At 57.3% G+C, this 20,248-nt stretch carries 16 protein-coding genes and 3 pseudogenes; 3 read left to right on the top strand and 16 right to left on the bottom strand.

Annotation, left to right across the window (positions count from 1 at the left end; translation table 11 throughout):
- Positions 1-77: 77 nt before the first annotated feature.
- The 8 genes and pseudogenes from DIE17_RS35930 to DIE17_RS35895 form a co-directional block, all read right to left on the bottom strand.
- Positions 78-191: pseudogene (locus DIE17_RS35930) on the bottom strand (transposase); the annotation flags it as partial.
- 69 nt (positions 192-260) lie between these two features.
- Positions 261-404 (bottom strand): annotated as a pseudogene (locus DIE17_RS35925) (transposase); the annotation flags it as partial.
- A gap of 184 nt (positions 405-588) precedes the next feature.
- The gene (locus DIE17_RS35920; protein ID WP_124489759.1) at positions 589-1,974 is read right to left on the bottom strand and encodes an amino acid permease; all 1,386 of its coding nucleotides are present in this window, start codon (positions 1,972-1,974) and stop codon (positions 589-591) included.
- 87 nt (positions 1,975-2,061) lie between these two features.
- Positions 2,062-3,381, bottom strand: coding sequence for a M20 family metallo-hydrolase (locus tag DIE17_RS35915; RefSeq protein ID WP_124489758.1), 1,320 nt, complete (start codon positions 3,379-3,381; stop codon positions 2,062-2,064).
- 34 nt (positions 3,382-3,415) lie between these two features.
- Positions 3,416-4,924, bottom strand: coding sequence for an aldehyde dehydrogenase (locus tag DIE17_RS35910; RefSeq protein ID WP_124489757.1), 1,509 nt, complete (start codon positions 4,922-4,924; stop codon positions 3,416-3,418).
- Between the two features lie 70 nt (positions 4,925-4,994).
- Positions 4,995-6,239: a cysteine desulfurase-like protein gene (locus DIE17_RS35905; RefSeq protein ID WP_124489756.1), complete on the bottom strand. Its 1,245-nt coding sequence runs from the start codon at positions 6,237-6,239 to the stop codon at positions 4,995-4,997.
- A gap of 465 nt (positions 6,240-6,704) precedes the next feature.
- Positions 6,705-7,844, bottom strand: a complete 1,140-nt coding sequence (locus DIE17_RS35900; protein ID WP_124489755.1) for a branched-chain amino acid ABC transporter substrate-binding protein — start codon at positions 7,842-7,844, stop codon at positions 6,705-6,707.
- A gap of 462 nt (positions 7,845-8,306) precedes the next feature.
- Positions 8,307-9,137, bottom strand: a pseudogene (locus DIE17_RS35895) (DUF4158 domain-containing protein).
- Positions 9,138-9,244: 107 nt separating this feature from the next.
- Between DIE17_RS35895 and DIE17_RS37665 the strand changes: the two are divergent.
- Positions 9,245-9,385 (top strand): hypothetical protein, encoded by a 141-nt coding sequence (locus tag DIE17_RS37665; RefSeq protein WP_185633876.1) that lies wholly within the window; start codon positions 9,245-9,247, stop codon positions 9,383-9,385.
- Here DIE17_RS37665 and DIE17_RS35890 read toward each other — a convergent pair.
- The 3 genes from DIE17_RS35890 to DIE17_RS35880 all read right to left on the bottom strand — a co-directional run bounded on the left by DIE17_RS35890 (position 9,360) and on the right by DIE17_RS35880 (position 12,707).
- Positions 9,360-10,484: a succinylglutamate desuccinylase/aspartoacylase family protein gene (locus DIE17_RS35890; protein WP_124489754.1), complete on the bottom strand. Its 1,125-nt coding sequence runs from the start codon at positions 10,482-10,484 to the stop codon at positions 9,360-9,362. The two genes, DIE17_RS37665 and DIE17_RS35890, sit on opposite strands and share 26 nt — an antisense overlap.
- 44 nt (positions 10,485-10,528) lie before the next feature.
- Positions 10,529-11,671 carry a succinylglutamate desuccinylase/aspartoacylase family protein gene (locus DIE17_RS35885; protein WP_185633874.1) on the bottom strand — a complete coding sequence of 381 codons (1,143 nt, stop codon included), beginning with the start codon at positions 11,669-11,671 and terminating at the stop codon, positions 10,529-10,531.
- Between the two features lie 64 nt (positions 11,672-11,735).
- The gene (locus DIE17_RS35880; protein ID WP_124489752.1) at positions 11,736-12,707 is read right to left on the bottom strand and encodes an ornithine cyclodeaminase family protein; all 972 of its coding nucleotides are present in this window, start codon (positions 12,705-12,707) and stop codon (positions 11,736-11,738) included.
- A gap of 207 nt (positions 12,708-12,914) precedes the next feature.
- Here DIE17_RS35880 and DIE17_RS35875 point away from each other — a divergent pair, with 207 nt between their 5' ends.
- Both DIE17_RS35875 and DIE17_RS35870 read left to right on the top strand, forming a co-directional pair.
- Positions 12,915-13,697 (top strand): transporter substrate-binding domain-containing protein, encoded by a 783-nt coding sequence (locus DIE17_RS35875; RefSeq protein WP_071333823.1) that lies wholly within the window; start codon positions 12,915-12,917, stop codon positions 13,695-13,697.
- A gap of 87 nt (positions 13,698-13,784) precedes the next feature.
- Positions 13,785-14,909, top strand: a complete 1,125-nt coding sequence (locus DIE17_RS35870; protein ID WP_071333824.1) for an aminotransferase — start codon at positions 13,785-13,787, stop codon at positions 14,907-14,909.
- 113 nt (positions 14,910-15,022) lie between these two features.
- Here DIE17_RS35870 and DIE17_RS35865 read toward each other — a convergent pair whose 3' ends face one another.
- The 5 genes from DIE17_RS35865 to DIE17_RS35845 all read right to left on the bottom strand — a co-directional run bounded on the left by DIE17_RS35865 (position 15,023) and on the right by DIE17_RS35845 (position 19,607).
- Positions 15,023-15,670, bottom strand: coding sequence for a transcriptional regulator (locus DIE17_RS35865; protein WP_124489751.1), 648 nt, complete (start codon positions 15,668-15,670; stop codon positions 15,023-15,025).
- A gap of 193 nt (positions 15,671-15,863) precedes the next feature.
- Positions 15,864-17,012, bottom strand: coding sequence for a porin (locus DIE17_RS35860; RefSeq protein WP_124489750.1), 1,149 nt, complete (start codon positions 17,010-17,012; stop codon positions 15,864-15,866).
- Between the two features lie 192 nt (positions 17,013-17,204).
- The gene (locus tag DIE17_RS35855; RefSeq protein ID WP_124489749.1) at positions 17,205-17,882 is read right to left on the bottom strand and encodes an MgtC/SapB family protein; all 678 of its coding nucleotides are present in this window, start codon (positions 17,880-17,882) and stop codon (positions 17,205-17,207) included.
- Between the two features lie 96 nt (positions 17,883-17,978).
- Positions 17,979-18,752 (bottom strand): inositol monophosphatase family protein, encoded by a 774-nt coding sequence (locus DIE17_RS35850; RefSeq protein ID WP_124489748.1) that lies wholly within the window; start codon positions 18,750-18,752, stop codon positions 17,979-17,981.
- A gap of 72 nt (positions 18,753-18,824) precedes the next feature.
- Complete coding sequence (locus tag DIE17_RS35845) at positions 18,825-19,607, bottom strand: transporter substrate-binding domain-containing protein (RefSeq protein ID WP_124489747.1); 783 nt, start codon at positions 19,605-19,607, stop codon at positions 18,825-18,827.
- Positions 19,608-20,248 lie beyond the last annotated feature (641 nt).

Below are 20,248 nucleotides of genomic sequence, written 5' to 3'. Positions count from 1 at the left end.
CCTGACGCCGGATATATGTACGCAATCGACTTCCGTGTCCGTCAACTTCCGTTTGCTATTGGGAGCAGTCCATATATGTAGATCGTCTGCTCGCTGATCCCGTGCTTCTTCGCTACCTCCGCGACCGGCGATTTGTCCGCCTCGCGCAGGATCGTGACCATCTGTTCTTCCGTGAACCGGCTCTTCTTCATGACTTCCTTTCTCCGTTGGAAGCCATTCTCTCAAGTTTCAACTGGTCCGAAAATTCCCGGGCAGGTCAAGTGGAATAGCTGGTTCGGATTCACGCCGTGCTGGCGCGCGACCATCGAAACCGATTTTCCCGGCTCGAAACTCTCGCGAACCATCGCTAGCTTCTGCTCCGCCGTCCAGCGCCGCCGACGCTCCGGGCCCGTCAACACTTCCATCACTTCCTGCCTGGTGTTAGTCAAAAACACAGTCTTATGCCTACCCGTTATTGCAAGTGGGTGACTGTGTCCGGCGTTTCAGGGGGCTGCTCCAAAACCGGCGAGCCCACTAACTTACGAATGGTGTACTCGGCGGGGTAAGGTCACCCCCACACCACGATGAGGAACCGGGCTTGTTTCCGACTCAAGTGGTCGAACGAACCTTCAGTGGCGTACTTTGATGTCGAGGCACAAAACAATAAAACAGCGCGATGAGCAAGGTAATCCAGATAGGACCGATAATTGCGGCGATTCGAGTATCGGGGAAGTATGCGATCAAGCCAACAACCGCCACCAAAAATAGCCCAGTCAGATAACTTGCATACGGAAAGATTCGACTGCCCGTTCTAGCGCCTGCGGCTCGAGATCCCGCGATTCTCAGGCGAAAGCGAGCATGCGACAACAAGATGAAGCTCCAAGTCCAGATCGCGCCGAACGTCGAAATCGAAGTCAGCCAAACGAATACCTGCTTGGGTGCCAAATAATTGAGGACGACGCCGATCAGCAAGCAAACAACTGAAAAGAGTACAGCAGGTCCGGGGACGCCACTCGCGGATACCCGACCGAAAATCTTGGGGGCTTGTCCTTGCTCAGCGAGGTTGTAGATCAGCCTCCCGGTACCGTAAAGATTGCTGTTGAATGAGGACAAAGCTGCTGTCAGAACCACAAAGTTGATGATGCCTGCGGCATACCGAATGCCCATCTTGTCAAAGGTCAGAACGAATGGGCTGCCAAGCGTGCCAATCTCGTTCCACGGAAAGAGCGACATGATGACGAACAATGCGCCAACGTAGAAGACTGAGACACGCCAGAAAACCGAGTTCACAGCTCGTGCCAACGTTTTTTCCGGATTCGCTGCTTCGCCAGCCGTGAGGCCGAGGAGTTCAACCCCCTGATAGGCGAAAAGCACCATCGGCATCGCCATCAACATCCCGCCCATCCCGTTCGGCATAAAGCCGCCATGTTTCCACAAGTTCGAGATACCTGTTGCTACACCGCCGTTGCCGATGCCAAACGCGATAATGCCGCCCCCCATAACAATCATCAGCACGATCGTCACCACTTTGATGAGGGCGAACCAAAACTCCAATTCACCATACAGTGACACCGCTACAAAATTGATTGCACCAATCGTGACAAGAGCGGCCAGCGCCCAAATCCATGGAGTCACTTCTGGGAACCAGAGATGCATGTAAACGCTCACAGCGGTGAGTTCGCTCATACTACCGACCACCAATGTGAACCAGTATGTCCATCCGGTAAGATAGCCGGCAAGCGGACCAATTTCATCCTGTGCATAGCGGCTGAACGAACCGGCGACGGGTTTCGCTACGGCCATCTCACCCAGCGCGCGCATGATGACAAAGATGGCTGCACCTGCAATGGCATACGTCACAAGAATTGCAGGCCCTGCCAATCTGATCGCGGTCGCTGAGCCGAGAAACAACCCGACACCAATCGCGCTCCCCATTGCCATAAGGCTCATATGCCGTTCTTTCAATCCTCTATGCAGCTTTTCTCCACTATTCATTTCATCTCCTATGCGATCCTAATCTTATTTTTGCCATCTCGAACATCCTGTCAATGGCTAATCTTCTCTACATACGTGTAGCAGGACTCAGCGGGGGTCGCACTGATCGACGGATGACAGTCCTTCGATGGCCTGGCTCTGGCCGGCCAGAGCCAGAAGCGTCTGAAGCAGAATATTTGCACCAGCTTCAAGATCTTCCGGTGCTGTCCACTCATCTTCATGGTGACTAACGCCGCCGCGCGACGGGACGAAAATCATGCCGGTCGGCGTAATGCTCGCTATTCTGCATGCGTCGTGCATCGCCCCGCTATTCATGCGCATTGAGGTGTATCCGGCGCTCTCCGATGCTGCGTCAACAAGCCCGACGATACCGGTGCTGAATGAGATCGGTGGAACGACCATGGTACGACACACTTCGACCTGAACATGCTCTTCCGCTGCGACCTTCCGTGCGCATTCAAACAATGCACTCTCAATGGTATCCAGGACACCGGCATCCTGATGGCGCAAGTCGATGGAAAAGCTGGAACGTCCGGGAACCGTGTTGGGCGAACCTGGGATTACGGCCACGCGCCCCACGGTGAAGCGAACATCCGGGTTCATGAATGCCGCGAACCGCCGCATCTCCAATGCAATTCTCGACAACGCCATAAAGCTGTCACGCCGGTCGGTCATCGGAGTGGTGCCGGCGTGCCGGTCGCTGCCGGTCAGTTCGATCTCGTACCAGCGAACGCCTTGCACGCCTTCGACAATGCCAATCGTTCGCTTTTGTTGTTCAAGCACCGGCCCTTGCTCGATGTGAAGTTCGACGTAGGCAAACGGGTCGATGGCCTCACGTGAAAACTCGCCGGCATAGCCAATTCGGCCAAGCGCCTCGCCAAAGCGGACCCCATCTGCGCCGATAATGCTCATCGCGGAGGCGACATCCAGATTCCCTGAGAAGCCGCTCGAACCAGTGAGGCCAGGCGAGAACCTGGCTCCTTCCTCGTTGGTCCAATTTACTACCGCGATTGCGCGCTCGGTCTGAATATCCTGCTCGTTCAAAGTTCGAATCACTTCGAGCCCTGCAAGGACGCCATAGATTCCATCCAGCGTTCCACCATTTGGTTGCGTATCGAGGTGGCTACCAGTTAGCACAATGGAATTGTCCGGTCGCGTACCAGCTCGGATCGCAAAAATGTTCCCAAAGCCGTCAACATGTACGCTGCATCCAGCTTCTTTGCACCATTCGACGAACTGATCGCGACCAAGTCGGTCTTCGTCGGTCAGGGAAATACGACAGCAGCCCCCATTATCCTTCGCACCAAATTCAGCCATCTCGTGAATGGTGCGTTGGAGCCGCTCAAGATTGATGTGCGGAATATTGCGCATTCGTAGTTCAAAGTCGGTGCGCTCGACCCAGTTCAACAACTTGATCGGTCATAGGTCGAGCGCCGTGCTTTTAGTCGTTCAGGTCGAACCACGTGGTCTTGAGGGCCGTGTACTTATCGAGTGCATGGAGCGACAGATCGCGACCGACACCCGATTGTTTGAAGCCCCCAAAGGGTGTCATGACGCTGACTTGGTCAACCGCGTTCACCGATACGGTGCCAGCATGAAGTCGTCCCGCGACCCGATGCGCCCGCTTGAGGTTCCCGGTCCAAACCGAAGCACCGAGACCGTAGACGGAATCGTTGGCAACGAGGATAGCCTCGTCCTCGGAATCGAACTCCAGGACACCCAAGACCGGCCCGAACACCTCCTCCCGTGCAAGCGTATCGGTAGGCTTCACGTCGTCGAAGATCGTCGGGGTTAAGAAGCACCCTTTCCCGATTTCGGCATATCGATTTCCGCCAAGGAGCAGCCGGTTGTCGCGCTTGGCAAGCTCGATATAGCGCAACACCCGCTTCGTCTGCTCTTCGTCTACCATTGCCCCCATCTTCGACGCCGGATCCAGCGGATTCCCAGGCTGGTAGGCCGATGCGGCCTCGAGAAGCGCCTCGATGAACTGCGATTTCACGCTGCGCTGCACGAGCACGCGTGACGTTGCCGAACACACCTCACCCTGGTTGAAGAAGATGCCTTGCGCGGCAGCCTTTGCCGCAGCGCGAATGTCCGTGCAGTCATCGAACACCAGCAACGGGCTCTTGCCACCGCACTCGAGCCAAACCTGCTTCATGTTCGACGTGGCCGAGTAACCCAGGAACATCTTCCCGACTTCCGTCGACCCCGTAAAGGCCACGCAATCGATGTCCTTGTGCATCCCAATCGCGCGACCCGCCGTTGTACCGAAACCAGGCAGTACGTTGAAAACGCCCGCAGGAACGCCTGCCTCGGCCGCGAGCTCGGCCAGCTTCAACGCCGACAACGGCGACTGCTCCGCCGGCTTCAAGATAACGCTGTTCCCTGCGGCCAATGCGGGCGCGCATTTCCATGCGGCCATCTTCAGCGGAAAGTTCCAGGGAACCACTGCGCCCACAACGCCGACCGCTTCCCGACGGATTGTCGCGAGCGCACCGCTGCCCAATGGCGCCACCTCGTCATAGACCTTGTCGATGGCCTCCGCGTACCACTGGAATACCTCCGCGGACGTCGGTACATCGAGTGTCACGGCGTCGTGAACGAGCTTGCCCATGTCCAGCGACTCCAGCACCGCGAGTTCCTCACGATGCTCGAGAATGAGCTGGCTCAGTCGCAGCAGTACCTTCTTTCGCTCGGAAGGTGCAATGCGCGACCACGAACCGCGTTCAAACGCCGCACGTGCTGCAGCAACCGCCCGGTCGACGTCTTGTACGTCACACGCAGCCACAGACACCAAAACCTCGCCGGTCGCCGGGTTGACGGAGTCGAACGTTTCTCCCGATGCTGCGTCGACGAATTGCCCGTCGATGAACGCTTGCGACGGAAACGTGATGCGATTAGCCAGTGCTTGCCAGCCCTCAAGGGACTGAGAGAATTGAGAGGTCTGCATATGTGGGAGTTCCTGTCGAAGGATGCGAAATCACATCCCACCTCTCGCACTTAGAGAGGTGGGACGCCGATCAGCCGACGATGCGGCGCATGTGACCGAGGAACGTTTCGACTTCGTCGAGCGTGTTGTACTGGGCGAAGCTGACACGAACGATGCCACCCTTGTCGATCAGACCAAGCCGGGTGACCGGTTCGATACCGTAGTTGTGCCCGTGCCACACGTTGATGTTGACGTCGGCAAGGCTCTTCGCGATGACCGCAGGGTCAAGGCCAGCCACGCTGAAGGAAATCGTCGGCACGCGATGCTCGAGGCGGTCCAGGGCAGTGACCCCATGAATCGTCAATCCCTTCAACGCCGTAAGACCTTCGATCGCTCGAGCCACGAGCTTGTCCTCGTACTCCTTGGTTGCCTCCATGCCGGCAACGATCTTGTCACGGCGCGACGCCGTCGCTCCAGCCCCACCGAGTTGCTCCCCAATCCACGCAAAGTGCTCGACTGCGGCATACGCACCTGCGATCTGCTCGCGCGCCTTCGTTCCGGTCTCGAACTTGTCCGGTGCGCTGTCCGATGCCGGCCGAACTTTGTACGGAACCAGTTGCTCGAGGACTTCGAGACGTCCCCAGAGGATGGCGATATGCGGGCCGTAGAACTTGTAGGCAGAGCACACCAGGAAATCACAGCCCAGGGCCTGAACATCCACGATACCGTGCGGGGCGTATTGCACGGCGTCCACATACACCAGCGCCCCAACCTCCTTCGCCTTGCGAATCGGGACCACGATATTGTTGATGGTGCCAGTCACGTTGCTCGCATAATTGATAGCGAGCACCTTGGTCCGCGGCGTGAAGATCTCGTCGAGATTCGAGAAATCGTACTCGCACGTCGTCGGATCGAAGTCGATCCACTTGATGACCGCCCCCCGGTCTTTCGCGACTTGCACCCAGGGTGACACGTTTGCGTCGTGATCCATCCGCGTCAGAACGATCTCGTCCCCCGCCTCAATCGTCCGGCCAATCGCCCGCGAGAACGAGAAGGTCAGCGTCGTCATACTCTGCCCGAACACCACCTCCCGGACATCGTTCGCATTGAAGAAATCCTTGAACGTTTCGCGCGCCTTGGCAACCTCACCAACGGCCTTGCTCGAGACGGGGAAAAATGCACCGAGATTCGCGTTGCCTTCCACCATCGACCCCACCATCCTGTCGATGACGTGTTGCGTTACTTGGGTGCCTGCGGCGCCGTCGAAGAAAATCGTGTCTCGGGCGACCTCAGTACCGAAGACCGGAAATTGTTGCCGAAGCAGTGCGTGATCCATGTGACCTATCTCGTCGAAAAGCTGATTAATCGTCGGTGCGACGCCTAACACACGAAAGGGCTACGTAATCGGGCCCTCCCTTATGCTGGGATCGCCGTGCAATTTCAATTGCACACCCCGCAAGGAAAGATACTTTCCTGACAGGAATCAATATATCCGTGTTTACCCGTTGCTCAGTTCCTAGAGAATGCTTATTGAGCGACAGTGCATTCCGACGAAGCACGGCCAGCCGCCGAGCCAACGTGCCACGGCGCGGAACCCGGATCAGAGGCGGACCAAACAAATCACGATTGATCGCTTGCAGTCTTGCTGGTCAGAGATGCCCTCAATATCCGGCTCGAATTTATTCAAGTCAATCTAACAGGGAACGTGCGAGTTCGGGCAGTCTGACATCGCGCCAGCTTCGGCAACAGTCTGCCTGACGCGACATCAGGCAGCCTGTTCGTGTGCGATCCTGGCGGTTGCTTACATCCGAATCGAATCCAGAAGCGTCCGCTTACCATCGATGTAGTGGTAGAGGGTAATTACTGGGTTCTTTATGTCCCCATACTGGTCAAATTGAGTCTGGCCAAGGATCCCCTCAAAGTTCGTGGAAGGCAACTTTTCGAGAATCTTCGCGGCGCTCGTCGAGTTGGCCCGCTTCATCGCGTCGACGATGATGTAGACAGCGTCGTACGCGAACGGGGAGTAGGTCTGAATCGGGACATTGAAACGCTTCTCGTACCTTTTCTGGAAATCCACCCCTCGCGGCATCTTCTCAAGAGCCATGCCAGCTTCCGAGCACACCACCTGCTTGGTGCCTTGACCGGCAAGCCCAGAAAGCTTCTCGGTGCACACGCCATCGCCAGCAAGAATCGGGACCGTAATTCCGAGCTGCTGCGCCTGTTTCACGAACGGCCCGCCCGTGGCATCCTGACCGGCGTACATGATCACGTCCGGTCGCTCCCCCTTAATCTTGGTCAAGATCGCGCGAAAGTCGATGGTTTTGTCGGTACTTCCATCGCGCGATAGAAGCTTGATGCCCAGTCCTGACGCCGATTTCGCGAACTGGTCCGCAAGTCCCTGGCCGTACGCGGTCGAATCATCCACGATTGCGACCGTCTTCGCACGCAGCTGCTTTACCGCGTATGTGGCTAGCGCCGGCCCTTGTTGCGCATCGGTCGCAACAACCCGGAAAGTATTGTTGAACCCTTGACGCGTGTACATTGGGTTGGTCGCAGCCGGCGAGATTTCGGCAATTCCGGCATCGTGATAGATCTTCGATGCCGGGATGGTCGTGCCGGACGTAAGATGGCCGATAACCGCCACTACCTTATCGTCGACTAGCTTCTGTGCTACCTGAACAGCAGTGCGTGGATCGCCAGCATCATCCTCCGCCGAAAGCTTCAGGACAACCTTCTCGCCATTGATTGTTAGCCCCTTTTCATTGATTTCCTCAATGGCCAGTCTGGCACCATTCTCAGTATCCTTGCCCAGATGCGCGATACCGCCCGTGAGCGGAGCCACATGACCAATTTTTACAACCTGGTCTGCGTGAGCATGCATCGCTGCCACGGCAGCTGTGACAACGAATCCAATACGCAAAAGACGTGAAGCTCCGGACATTCCGATCTCCTAGCCATATCCATTGTTTAGTAATGCGAATTCATTTACACAGGCTTGTAGATTCCTGTGAAGCACCGACTGGGCGGCCGTTCGCTACCGACACTCCCAGACACCGAGGCTTGGTCAGGCGCTTGAGGAACAGTGTTGGACGCCAAAACTCAAAAGTCAAGCCAAATACCCTACAGGAAAGATACTTGCCATTAAATAATACGCTTCCGCGAATCCCGGCCTAGCTCGCGGTGGCTGATTGCACTACGGTCGTCGAAAGCCTGAATCGACTGACGAATCGGCCTCCGAACCCGTTTCGTCCATGTACATCAGATCCGATTCAAGCCTCCCTTTAGGACAAGGCCTTTCCGAGGGTCGGCCGGGATTCGTGAATATGCTCAGCACCGGATTATGCGCAGCGGCGGCCGTAACGCATTGAGTGACGGACGTCTTGGGTCGCCGCGCTGAACATAATCACAGACTCTCGAGGAACGCCATCACCTTGTCGGTCGCACGAAACCGCGGAGCGATCTGCCCTGCTGGGTGAAGCAGATTCAGCGCCTTCTCCTTCAGGGCGAGATCGGCTCCCATGTAGATGTGCGTCGTGTCGAGATGCTCATGACCGAGCCAAAGCGCGATCACGCTCATGTCGACACCCGACTGCAATATATGCATGGCCGCCGTGTGCCGGACGACATGGGGCGAGACGTGTTTCCCGCTCAAGGCAGGACAAGCGTCGGTCGCGCGCGAAATGTAGGCGCAGTAAATCGATTCATGGAGCTGGCTGCGGGCGTGACCGGCGATCCGGGTGAGCGTCGCAAGGGGCGGCAGCTCGTAGCGGCGCCTGACCAGCTCTTCCAACATCACATTGACAATGTCCGGCAATTCCGCCTTGGTCCGGGCCGCGTGCGCGGCGATATTGGCCAGCCATGCGTGGGCGGCGCTGTCGACCGGGAGAATCCGGACAAACTCACGGAGGATTTTCTGGTGCCGGGATTTGCTGCCCAAGCGGTCGTAGCGCGCGAGAGTTGTACGGGGCAGCGGGCGGACGCCGAGCACAGCACTCGTGTTCGACGATCGCCGGCGGCACGTCCGAGATCACCGGCATGTAACCGCGGCGCTGCAGCAGCTTCAACTGCGCGAGAATCAGTACGCGCGTAGGCGCCTGACGGAACTGGTCGAAAACGAACCGGATCTCCCCTGGGCTCTTGACGCTTCACAACTAGGCATATAGACGGTTCGCAATTCCGCCTCGTCCAGCTCCGCCGGGAGTACCGGGTACGCGGGTTCATGAATCTTGGTCATTGCTGCAACCTCGGTCCTGGCAGTCCCCGCAGTGCTGATCGATCAGCGCTTTAGCAGATTGAGTCGTCCAGACAGTACCGCGCGACGAGCTTGGAGCCGATCATGCCATGATCCAGTCGATGGTGCGGTTGGAACTCGCCGAAGAGAAACGTCCCATCATTAACGGTCTTTTCTCCCTCGGTCCGACCACCTGCCAGATCGCGTCGCAGCCATTACAGCTGTTTAGTCTGGAAGAAGCGCTCCCGTGATGCGCTCGGGAATTCTCTCGCTCCCCGCGATCATTGCGATCCGCTGTCCGGCCAGAACGTAGTGGACATGCATTCTGGCGACGAGAATCCCGTCCGTGCGCGATCGGACTATCGTTCGGCACACGGTCCGATCGCGCGCCTCGCTGACGATCTCCGCGATCACCTCATTTCGCTCGACGCGCGTCCCGACCGGCACATGCCACGTGACCATTCCGGTTTGCGTTGCCTTCAAGTGATCGACGGCTTCGAGTGTGGCGATTGCCGGCGTCTTTAGTTTTTCCCCTGCCAGTCGATCCGTGACAAAGCCCTCGACTCTCAGAAAGTCAAGCAATGCATCGACGTCATGGGTCGCTAGTTCATCAGACACATCGCGCTGTCCACGCAACTCGACAACCGCGGCGAACCCTTGACGGGAATCGCATGGCAAACCGGATTGGCGCAATGCACTCCAAGCATCGTGAAATGCTTGGTCGAACGTTCCGCCACCAGCGTGCTCCTCAAGAAGCAGCACGGGAGCAGTAAGGCACCGCGCGAGTGCGACAGCGCGCTCTTCGTGCGCCCAATTGCTGTACACGTGCATGACGGCCGTCTTGTCGCAATGCAGATCGAGCGCCATATCGTAGGCAAATGCGCGGGATAGCAACATCGCTTTCAGGTATTCGACCGGGTCCGTACCTTGTGTCGGCGGCGCCGCTATCGCCGTCAGCCACGCCTGCGCGTTGCGGCGGGTCAGGGGACGATCGCCAGCCGTGATCCGCCGGACGACCTCTGAACGGATATCCGGGAATCGACGATCGAAATTGCCGCTTCCTGCGCAATCGAAGCGCCCGGTAAGCGATCCACCGACGACCTGCTGCATACCGAAAGGATTCGCCCAGGTCATGACGGCGATGCGCCCGCGCAAGGCCCCAATGCGCTCCAGCGAAGCGAGCCGTACCAGCAGATGCTGGATTACGAGAAGCCCCGGCACCTCGCCGGCGTGCAATGCGGCCTGCACGTAAAGTGATCGATCCGCGTCTTTTGGGCCGAACGCATATTCACGCAGCATCAGACGCATCCCCGGAGCAGTACCAGGCAGCGGAATCTCCACTCTCTCCATCACTTAACTCCCATTCCCTACCGGTCCGGCATGCAATAAAGCGATTAGAAGTCGAGCAGCAGATTGCCGGGCTCGCGTCCAGCCAGCACTGCATCTCCGACGATCAATGCCGCCCGTTGTCCCGGCCTGACGAGCTTTTGCAACTGCCGCACAACCATTACGCCGTCGATCGGACTGACGACCGGGGCGCGCGAATTGAGCGCCCCGTCGAGACGCACGATTTCCGCGAATGTCTCGCCCGCACTGACGTGCTCTCCCGGCGTGCGCCGATAGACGATCACGCCCGCGCAGGGGCATCGGACATGCGCGGCTCCCTGCAGAGGAAACACCTTGGGCGGCTCGTCCAATCGAGGGTCGTCGTCTGCTTCGGGCAGAGACAACACCCCCTCCGATTCTGCGTAATGCAGTAGACGCCGGGCATCGTCCAGCGCAAGCGCATCGTTGACGTCCGCCTGACCACGCAACTCGATCGTCGCCGAGAAGCCACATTCGTCCGCATCGAACACGCCTGCCTGCTGCAGTGCGCCCCACGCGCTTGAATGCGTCTGATCGAATGCACCGCCACCTGTCTGTGATGGCTCCAGCATCACGACCGGCGCTCCGATCAAGTGAGCCGCCTTCACGGCTCGCTCGCGTTGCAGCGAGGACGCGTAAACATGCGCGATCGCATCGGTGTCACAATGCAAATCAAGCACGATGTCGTGATCGATCGAAAGCCTCGCCAACTCGAGCTTCATCGCCGCAGTGGGGCTCAAATCACCACTCACTTCGATCACGCTGGAAAAATATTGCTTCCACTGCCGCCGCGTCAGGCTACGCGCGTCCGCATCGCGCAGACGCATTGCGACGGCCCGATCCAACAACGGAAAGTTGCGATTGAAGTTCTCTCCGTTCTCGAAGTCGAAACGCCCCACGACAGGGCCAAACAATCGTTGCGACAAGCCAATCGGGTTTGCGTACGGCACGACGGTCACGCAGCCGGTGATCCTTCCGGCATTGTCGAGGGCATGAAGGGCCTCAATGAGATGCTGCAGGACCAACAGGCCCGGGTGTTCATCTGCGTGCAATCCAGCTTGAAGATAGATACTGCGCCCGCTGTCGGGATCGCCGAACCGATGCGCTGTAAGGTGCAACGCAACGCCCGGCGCCGGCGACGGCAGAGGAATCTCGATACGTCGATAGTTCACGTGGTCTCTCCTCACATTCGTCCCAGCGGTTCGCATGCCCGCCGCCAGGTACGCGCGTCCTTGGTCAATGTCCGCTTGTGCTGGCGACAAGCCGATAAAGCTCAGCAGCGACAGCAATGTCCTCCAGTCCGAGACCGATCGAGCGGAAGAACGCATGACGTTCGTACGATGGCAGTTGTGCACGGCCTGCTACGAGCTCAGGCAAATCGCCGACAATCTCATCCTTACTCCAGCCAAACTCGGCCGCTGCAATTTTCATCTCTCCTGCACTCATCGGCGTCGTCGCACGATAGTCGCAGTAGACATCCATTTCCGGCAACCACGCTGGCGGAATTTCGTGTGCGTTGGCGACGTTCGTGCTGATCGAAGTCACTAGAGCCGGGCGCGTCAGCATGCCATCAGTCAATACCGGTTTGCCGGACGAAGTGCAAAGCGAAACGACGTCCGCATCGCGTACGCATGCTTCAATACTGTCGATAACGAGAACTCGCGGATCGATCGATTTCACCATCTCGCGCTTGGCTTCTTCCGTGGCGAGTTCCGGCGAATACACCCGAATGGTTTGCCATGCACGGACGCCCTTGAGATGACGCAGATGCGCCAGTCCCAATGCCCCGGTTCCGATCAACGCAAGACAGCCTGCATCGCGCCGCGCGAGGTGTTCGACCGCCAGTGCCGTGGCGCCCGCGGTACGCTCGGCAGTCAGCAAGCCCGAGTCACACCACATGAGCGGACGCCCAGTCTCCATCGACATGAGTGCGGTCCATGCGGTGACGATTGGGCCAGCGCTTGTTGGCACATAGGGAGAGAGCTTCGCGCCGAACACCTGCTCATCAGCCAAGGTACCAAGGTAGGTAATGAAATCGCCTGCGTTATCCGGGAAAACGGTTAGCGTCTGTGGCGGCTGCACCGCACGGCCGTTCGCCAAAGACTGAAACATCCGCGCAAGCGCGCCACGAGTATCCAACTCCGGCAATGCAGCACGAACCTGTGCCTCGTCCAGCACACACGGCAAATTGTTAAGTTGAGCACTCATCTAGCGATTCCGGGCTGCACCCGCTCCATCTAAAAAATAGATTTTCAGTCTACTATGGACATTCTTTTTTTGGAAGCGGATACTTGGTGAAATTGTCGCTTATGGACAATTCGTCTACCTTTTCTTGGAGCGATAGGTAGCTCGCCGAGGCTCGCGGACCAAATTCAGGTTACGGCCCCGTACTCGATCGTCATCATCGGAGTTGATATGAAATTGAAGCATCTGGTTTGTGCCGTCGCCATGTCCGTAGGGACAGCAGGGTTCGCGTTCGCAGGCAGCAATGCAGCGTTGAAAATTGGCATCGAAGCCGCTTACCCCCCGTTCGAAAGCAAAACGGCAGCCGGGCAACTCCAGGGGTTCGATATCGACGTCGGCAACGCTGTATGTGCAAAGATTCAAGTCAAGTGCATCTGGGTTGAGAATGTCTTCGACGGTCTGCTGCCGGCTCTGCAGGCACGCAAGTTCGATCTCGTCAACTCGGCCATGAACATCACGAGCAAGCGGGAACAGATCGTCGATTTCACTCCCCCGATCTATGTGGTCCCGATGGTCATGATCGCGCGCAAGAACTCCGGACTTCTTCCTAACCCTGATTCGCTGAAGGGTAAGCGCATCGGCGTGCTCCAAGGGGCGGTTCAAGACGACTTTGTCCAGCGCAACTGGAAGCCCCACGGCGTCGAGATCGCGGAATATTCGGACCAGAATCAGGTCTACGCCGATTTGGCCGCGGGCCGCCTCGACGGTGCCGTTCAGGAGTATCAGACTGCGCATGAGGGCTTTCTGGATAAACCGGAGGGGCATGACTATGCAATCGTCGGCGCACCGCTGGAAGACTCCGTGACGCTTGGGAAGGGCGTTGGCTGGGCATTCAGAAAGCAAGATGCGGCGCTGCGTAGCCGCGTCTCGAACGCTCTGGCCCAACTAAAAGCAGATGGGACACTGAGCAAGCTCTCGGTTCAGTATTTCAAACGCGACATCATCGCCAAGTAACCGTCCCGACGACGGCTACGAAAACACCATTTACTCTGCATGCGGCCACAGTTTGGCCGCTCAATCCATATCGCCTAAGGAGCGGTCATGAAGATCAAGGAATTTGGCGTCGAGCGCTGGATGGATCTCTACGAGAACCATTGCACCTATAACCTTGCAGAGACCTGCGTCGAATCTCTGACGGTCGATCAACTTCTCACCATGACGGGACGTCAGGCATCGGTGCTCGACGAACTGCGACCGATGAAGCTTACCTACGGCGCGATCGAGGGCACGCAACGCCTGCGCGAAGCCATTGCCGCTACTTACGCGCGGCAATCGGTATCGAACGTCATCGTGACACATGGCGCGATCGGCGGGAACGCCCTCATCTATGAAACGCTGGTTGAGCCAGGTGACACCGTGATTTCAGTGCTGCCGACCTACCAGCAGCACTATTCGATTCCGGAAAGCTACGGCGCGAACGTAAAAATTCTGAAGCTTCGCGAAGAGAACGCGTTTCTGCCGGATCTCAAGGAACTCGAGTCGCTCGTCGATGACAAAACGCGCCTCATTGCGATCAACAACCCGAACAATCCGACCGGGTCGCTGATGGACGAAGCGTTTCTCCTCAAGATCGTCGAGATCGCTCGGCGCTGCGGTGCATACATCCTTTGCGACGAAGTCTATCGCGGTACCGACCAGGCCGGCAGTGGCTACAGCGCGTCGATCGCAGATCTCTACGAGCGAGGCATCAGCACCGCAAGTATGTCGAAGACCTACTCCCTCGCCGGGTTGCGTCTTGGCTGGATCGCCGGCCCGGTCGAGTTGATTCACGCCGTTGCCGTGCATCGCGACTACAACACCATCAGCGTCGGTATGATCGACGACTACTTCGCGACGCTCGCGCTCGAGCATCGCGACGCCATCCTGAAACGCAATCACGACATCGTGCGTACGAACCTCGCAATTGTGGAAGCTTGGGTCGACGGTGAGCCGCTCGTGTCGTGGATTAAGCCGAAGTCCGGAACGACGGCTTTGCTCAAGTTCGCGATCGACATGCCGTCGCGTGAATTTTGCACGGAATTGCTCGACGCAACAGGCGTGATGTTTACGCCGGGTAGCGCACTCGATATGGAGGGTTATGTGCGGATCGGATATGCGAACAACCGCACTGTACTTGAGGAAGGGCTCAAGCGCGTATCCAGCTTCTTGCGCGGCAAAGCGAGCTAAATCTCCTTCACCGATCATTCGGGCCAGCACGACTCGCCGCCCGAATCGACTACTCACGCCGCGGAGTTACATGACGTTTGCGTCGGCTCCGCGGTAGAGTTCATTCGAGCGAATCACGCGCCTTCGCGCATTTGCTTCAAGTGCTTGTAGACGGTCGCCCGCCCCATATCAAGAACGTTGGCGATGTAGTTCGCCGCACTCTTCCCGTTGAATGCTCCTTCCGCATACAAGGCTTCCACGAGCTCACGCTTGTGGTCACGCGAAAGAGAATTGAGCGCGAGCTGCCGTTCCCGCAGCCAACTATGCAGGAACCCATTAATCCGCTCCTGCCAGTCGTCCTTGAACAACGCCTCCGGCGGTCGAACCAAGCCAGCACCCATGATGAACAAGTCAACCACTTGCTTGACATCGTCGAATGCCGCGACATTGAAGTTGACGCACATGACACCGACAGGGTCTGACGTTTCGCCGGGTACGAGCATACTCACACATCGCATTCGACGACCGTCCCAATTCATCTTTTCATACGGACCCATCACATTTCCGACAGCCGTACCTTCGATCTCTTCCAAAGCCGAATCGTCACCAATCGCGCGCTTTGACAGGTTGTTGGCAATGTACGCGATGGACTGGCTCGTCAGGTCATGGATGACAACTTCCGCATAGGGAAAAAACAACGAAGCGATACCGTCGGCGATGCTCCGATATCGACTGAGCAACAGCTGATCGGCCGTGGATTTCCTCTGTTTTCGGGTGGACATCGATTGTCTGTATCTTGCAACGAAAAGAGCATGATATTACGCCGTCGGCCTCAGCGCGAGCCCGCAGTGCGCCCCCATTGCAGATAAAAAAGAAGCCAATCGTTACCTACCGATCGGCCCGTGAACAAGGAGAACCACCTCACACCCATGGCGCCGAGCGGCAAGCTATTGAAGCCGCCCAGCGCCAGCCAACTCAGAACTTGTGTCGAATCGCCGCACGAATCACAAACTGATTCGAGGTCGACGACGCATCGGCCGCACCGGGGACGTACGCGAGATCCAGCGAGGTGCCAGTCTTGTCGCCCGCGACGTGCTGGTAAGCCCCCTGCACATAGATGTCCGTGCGTTTCGACAGATTGTAGTCTGCCATCAGGCCAACCTGATGAACCTTCGGCTCTGCGTTACCAGACGACGCATTGAAATTCTCGGTCGTGAACGTGTAAGCTGCACCCGCGTAAAGTGCTGGTGTGAACTGGTATTTGAAGTTCACTTCGAAGTTCTGGAATCGCAACGAATTCAGCGTCCCAACTACCGGCAGGATCGACCCAGATATGTACGTCGTCGATTGCGGTTGATTCAGGTACGAGTTCGTATACGCGAAGCCGGCTGTCGCCGGGCCAAACGTGTAGTTGATCCCGCCGCCAAATACTCGCAGTCGCTTCGCGAGAAAGTTTTCATCGCCGCCGTTGTTAATCGCGCCGCTCGACGTCGCGGACGGATTGTCGGCTTGCAGATATGCTGCCGCGACGAGCAGCCCGCCGTTCGTGTACTGCGCACCGACACTGTACTGCCGGTTGTTTGCGAATTCCGTGCCGTTGCTGAAACTGTACGTACCGCCGAATTGAAAGCCGGCGATCTCCGGACTCGCGTACTTGACAGTGTTGTTCACCCGAAAAGTGTTGTCCGTGTTGTCGTTGTCGTACGGATGGGAAAACATGTACCCGGCCCAGTTGCCGTTCGCAGTAGTCTGCGCCAGATAGTCGACAACCGAATCGTACTGGCGGCCAAACGTCAGGGTGCCGTAACGGTCGTTCGCCAGACCGACGTAAGCCTGGCGCCCAAATCCGAGGCCACCTTGTCCAAGCTTTCCGTTGTTGACGTTGAAGCCGCTCTCGATCTTGAAGATCGCCGATAGACCACCGCCAAGGTCTTCGGTGCCTCGCAGTCCCCAGCGACTGCCCTGGACGAAGCCACTCTGAAGCTCGTATACGTGCTTGCCACCGACATTGTTCGTATAGTCAATGCCCTCGTCGATCAGACCGTAAAGGGTAACGCTGCTTTGTGCAAAGACGGGGGCACTTAGAATGGCCATGGCCACTGCTGCCGCAATTCGAAGCTTCATCAAATGATCTCCAAAACAAATATACAGGATGTCTAATAAATTCCAACTCAATTGATCCGCTACTCGTGACGCACCAGCACAAATCCGCTTGGCGAGCTGTGTAACGGCACCGCTCGCCAAGTTCAATCCAATTGGAACACTCGTCCGGCTGCGATTGAATTACCGTGAATACACGGGCCCTCTACTCGACTGTCAGGCGGAGCGAAGGCATCGGCAGACTCCAGGAAAGCCTTCCAACGCGCGAACGATTGCGTCGCACTGGTCGTCCGTAATCTTGGAAAACGCGATCGATACTTGATCCAGCGTAGGATCGTGCTCCGCGACCCGAGACACGAACTGCTTCACACGGACGCTCTGCAAATTTGGCATGTCATACAACGTGTTGAGCGACAACGCACCTCTCACGGTGAGCAGATCGAGATTGTGAAACCGCTTCGGCACAACAAAGCGCTTTTCTAGTGGCTTCACTCCCGCGAGAATCAACAAAATGATTACTGTGCCGCCTATCGAACCGACGTACATGCCGCCACCTACCGCAAGGCCTACTCCCGCAACGCACCAAACACTAGCCGCCGTTGTCAAACCTCGCACAACCTCTCCCCGCAGCAAGATGGCGCCAGCACCAAGGAAGCCGATACCGGAAACCACCTGCGCCGCCACTCGCGATGGATCAAGTGAAATGTGTTGTTGAGCGGCGACGTCGTTGAATCCGTATGCGGATACGAGCATGATCAGTGAGGAGCCGACACAAACCAGCATGTGTGTGCGTAAGCCCGCAGCCCAACTCATTCTCTCTCGCTCAATACCGACGGCCGCCCCTAGGATCGCAGCCAGTGCGAGTCGCAACAGCAATTCGCCGTTTGTTATCATCTATTTTCTCCATGGTGGGTTTGATTGATTAGCCGCCTGATCGCCACCGTCACTCGTTTCTTTCCCCGCTAGCGGTAGGCACCCTGGCTGACGCGATCAGGTTCGTAGGCTACGCAACACCTCATCGTGAAGTTCCGGCGTACATGAGGCCACTACGCGTCCGTCCGACAACATGCCCAGCTGCTGACCGCTCCAGTCAGTGATTACGCCGCCGGCGCCTTCAACGACAGGCACAAGTGCCATGTAGTCCCACGGCTCAAGCCCTGCTTCGATCACCAGATCGACTCCGCCGTTTGCCAAAAGCCCGAACGAGTAGCAGCCACCACCAAATCGGTGCATCGCGGACTGCAAAATGAGTCGATGCAATTTCGGACAGTCTTCTTCGCTGAAGTCATAGGGTGACGTGCCCGCAAGCTTGGCGTCCGACAACATCCTGCACGAACCAGTCCGCACCTTCCGGCCATTCAGCGCCGCGCCATCGGGAGTACCAATCCAGCGCTCATTCGTTGCCGGGATTTCGATAATGCCGATTGTCGGTCGGTCCTGATCCATCAGACAGATCAGCGAGCCGAATATTGGAAAACCGAGCACAAAGGGTTTAGTTCCATCTATCGGATCGAGGAGCCACGTGTATTCGGCGGACTGGGTGGAGCCGAACTCCTCACCACAGATTGCGTGGCCCGGAAAGGTCGAAGTGATCAACTCCCGCATCTGCTGTTCGACCTCTCGATCGGCGAGGGTTACTGGCGATTGATCATCCTTCGATTCGATCGATAGCGGGGTCCGGAAGTACTTCATCGAGGTCGCACGCGCGACGTCGGCAAGCCGCTCGGCAAGTGCGACGGTATCTTGAAAGAGCTTGGAATCCATAGGAGCGATCTAGGAGTGAAACAAAATCAGCTAGGTTATCAGGCCCGCACACGAGCCCGACCCTACTCGGCTCTACTTCAACGTGATGAAGCCCTGTGGGAAGTACTTTGCGATCAAGCCATCCAGAGTACCGTCGGCCTTGATCTTCGCAAGGGCGGTATTGAAGCGCTCGCGCAATCCACTGTCATCCTTGCGGAAGCCAAGTGCCACGCCCACGCCGAGCGTTTGTCTGTCGATAATCGGACCACCAGAGTAATCGAAGCCAGCGCCTTGAGGCTTGCTCAGAAACCCCTTCTTTGCCGCCATCACGTTCTGGAAGGTCGCGTCGATCCGACCGTTTGCCAGATCTGCGTATGCCTGGTCCGCGGTTTGATAGGTGGCGATGTTGACGCCGCCTGGAACCCAGTTCTTGCGAACAAAAACTTCCTCGATCGTGCCCTGGACGACGCCAATCGTCTTGCCCGATAGCGAAGCCACCGTCGGCTGCAGATTGGTCCCCTTCTTCGCCACAAGACGCCGAGCGACGTCATACAACATGTCGGAGAAGCTGATTACACGTGCGCGAGCCTCAGTCGCACTGAAGTCCGAGTTGATGATGTCGAACTTTCGCGCTTCGAGCGCAGGAATCAGTCCATCAAACGGTACCTCTACCCACGTACACTGGACTTGAGCTGCAGCACATAGCGCGGTTCCGATGTCATAGTCGAAACCGGCTAACTTTCCCTCTGGCGTCTTGTATTCGAACGGGAAATAGTTCGGCTCAGTACCGAATTTGACAACCTGGGTGGTATCTGCGTGCGCGCCCGCGCACATCACTGTCGCGAGAATCGCGACTGCTTGGACAAAGCGATTCATTTCGTCACTGCTCCCGTAGTCATCGCGAAAAATAGGACGGATCGGCTAGCTAGTTCGCGTGAATCTCCCGATTGAAGATCTGCACGCACGAGTCGTCATTCACCGTCGAATCGACGTCGCGCGCTCCCTTCATGCGAGCACCACACTAAGACGCCGAAGTCCACTCTAGACTTTTAATCTTCACAGGGCAAGTGCGTCAAAAAGTTTCGCAATTCCACAGACGAAATCGACGCCCGGCCTACATCGCTTTTGACATTGGGTGGCGGCACGCCCGAACCGGTGCTGTCGGCGGATGAGCACGGTAAGCAAACTCAGCCCATCAGTGGCTAGGTCTACCGGAACTCGGCTCAGATGTCGTTCCCACTGCCCGCTCCAAACAAAATCTATCGTCAGCCCGATTTTTGCAAGCGAGGCAGTGTTGACCTAGATTGGACTTGCTCGAATCTATCTGAGGTCGTGGATAGAGATGTGCGATCGTTTGAATTGAGCGGCGATGCAATTCACCGGTTGGAGGTGGGTGTTATCGCAGATCAATCCGTTCAGGCTCGGGTCTCAGGGGCGCGGTGTTGGGCGCAAAGTAATAATGAGCCACTTCGCGCGAAGTAAATCTGAGCCACCTTTCAGTACAGTCAGCCTTTTGC

This window comes from Burkholderia sp. Bp9099 (genome assembly GCF_003857805.1).
Taxonomy (GTDB): domain Bacteria; phylum Pseudomonadota; class Gammaproteobacteria; order Burkholderiales; family Burkholderiaceae; genus Burkholderia.
This window is presented reverse-complemented; position numbering and strand designations above follow the sequence as displayed.

Excerpts from the sequence above, each read along its gene's own strand:
- DIE17_RS35865 (WP_124489751.1), bottom strand. The coding sequence starts at position 15,670 with ATGTCCACCCGAAAACAGAGGAAATCCACGGCCGATCAGCTGTTGCTC.
- DIE17_RS37665 (WP_185633876.1), top strand. The coding sequence starts at position 9,245 with ATGATCCAGTCGATGGTGCGGTTGGAACTCGCCGAAGAGAAACGTCCC.
- DIE17_RS35900 (WP_124489755.1), bottom strand. The coding sequence starts at position 7,844 with ATGTCCGGAGCTTCACGTCTTTTGCGTATTGGATTCGTTGTCACAGCT.
- DIE17_RS35905 (WP_124489756.1), bottom strand. The coding sequence starts at position 6,239 with ATGGATCACGCACTGCTTCGGCAACAATTTCCGGTCTTCGGTACTGAG.
- DIE17_RS35855 (WP_124489749.1), bottom strand. The coding sequence starts at position 17,882 with ATGATAACAAACGGCGAATTGCTGTTGCGACTCGCACTGGCTGCGATC.
- DIE17_RS35910 (WP_124489757.1), bottom strand. The coding sequence starts at position 4,924 with ATGCAGACCTCTCAATTCTCTCAGTCCCTTGAGGGCTGGCAAGCACTG.
- DIE17_RS35870 (WP_071333824.1), top strand. The coding sequence starts at position 13,785 with ATGAAGATCAAGGAATTTGGCGTCGAGCGCTGGATGGATCTCTACGAG.
- DIE17_RS35850 (WP_124489748.1), bottom strand. The coding sequence starts at position 18,752 with ATGGATTCCAAGCTCTTTCAAGATACCGTCGCACTTGCCGAGCGGCTT.
- DIE17_RS35880 (WP_124489752.1), bottom strand. The coding sequence starts at position 12,707 with ATGAGTGCTCAACTTAACAATTTGCCGTGTGTGCTGGACGAGGCACAG.
- DIE17_RS35845 (WP_124489747.1), bottom strand. The coding sequence starts at position 19,607 with ATGAATCGCTTTGTCCAAGCAGTCGCGATTCTCGCGACAGTGATGTGC.
- DIE17_RS35890 (WP_124489754.1), bottom strand. The coding sequence starts at position 10,484 with ATGGAGAGAGTGGAGATTCCGCTGCCTGGTACTGCTCCGGGGATGCGT.
- DIE17_RS35920 (WP_124489759.1), bottom strand. The coding sequence starts at position 1,974 with ATGAATAGTGGAGAAAAGCTGCATAGAGGATTGAAAGAACGGCATATG.
- DIE17_RS35875 (WP_071333823.1), top strand. The coding sequence starts at position 12,915 with ATGAAATTGAAGCATCTGGTTTGTGCCGTCGCCATGTCCGTAGGGACA.
- DIE17_RS35860 (WP_124489750.1), bottom strand. The coding sequence starts at position 17,012 with ATGAAGCTTCGAATTGCGGCAGCAGTGGCCATGGCCATTCTAAGTGCC.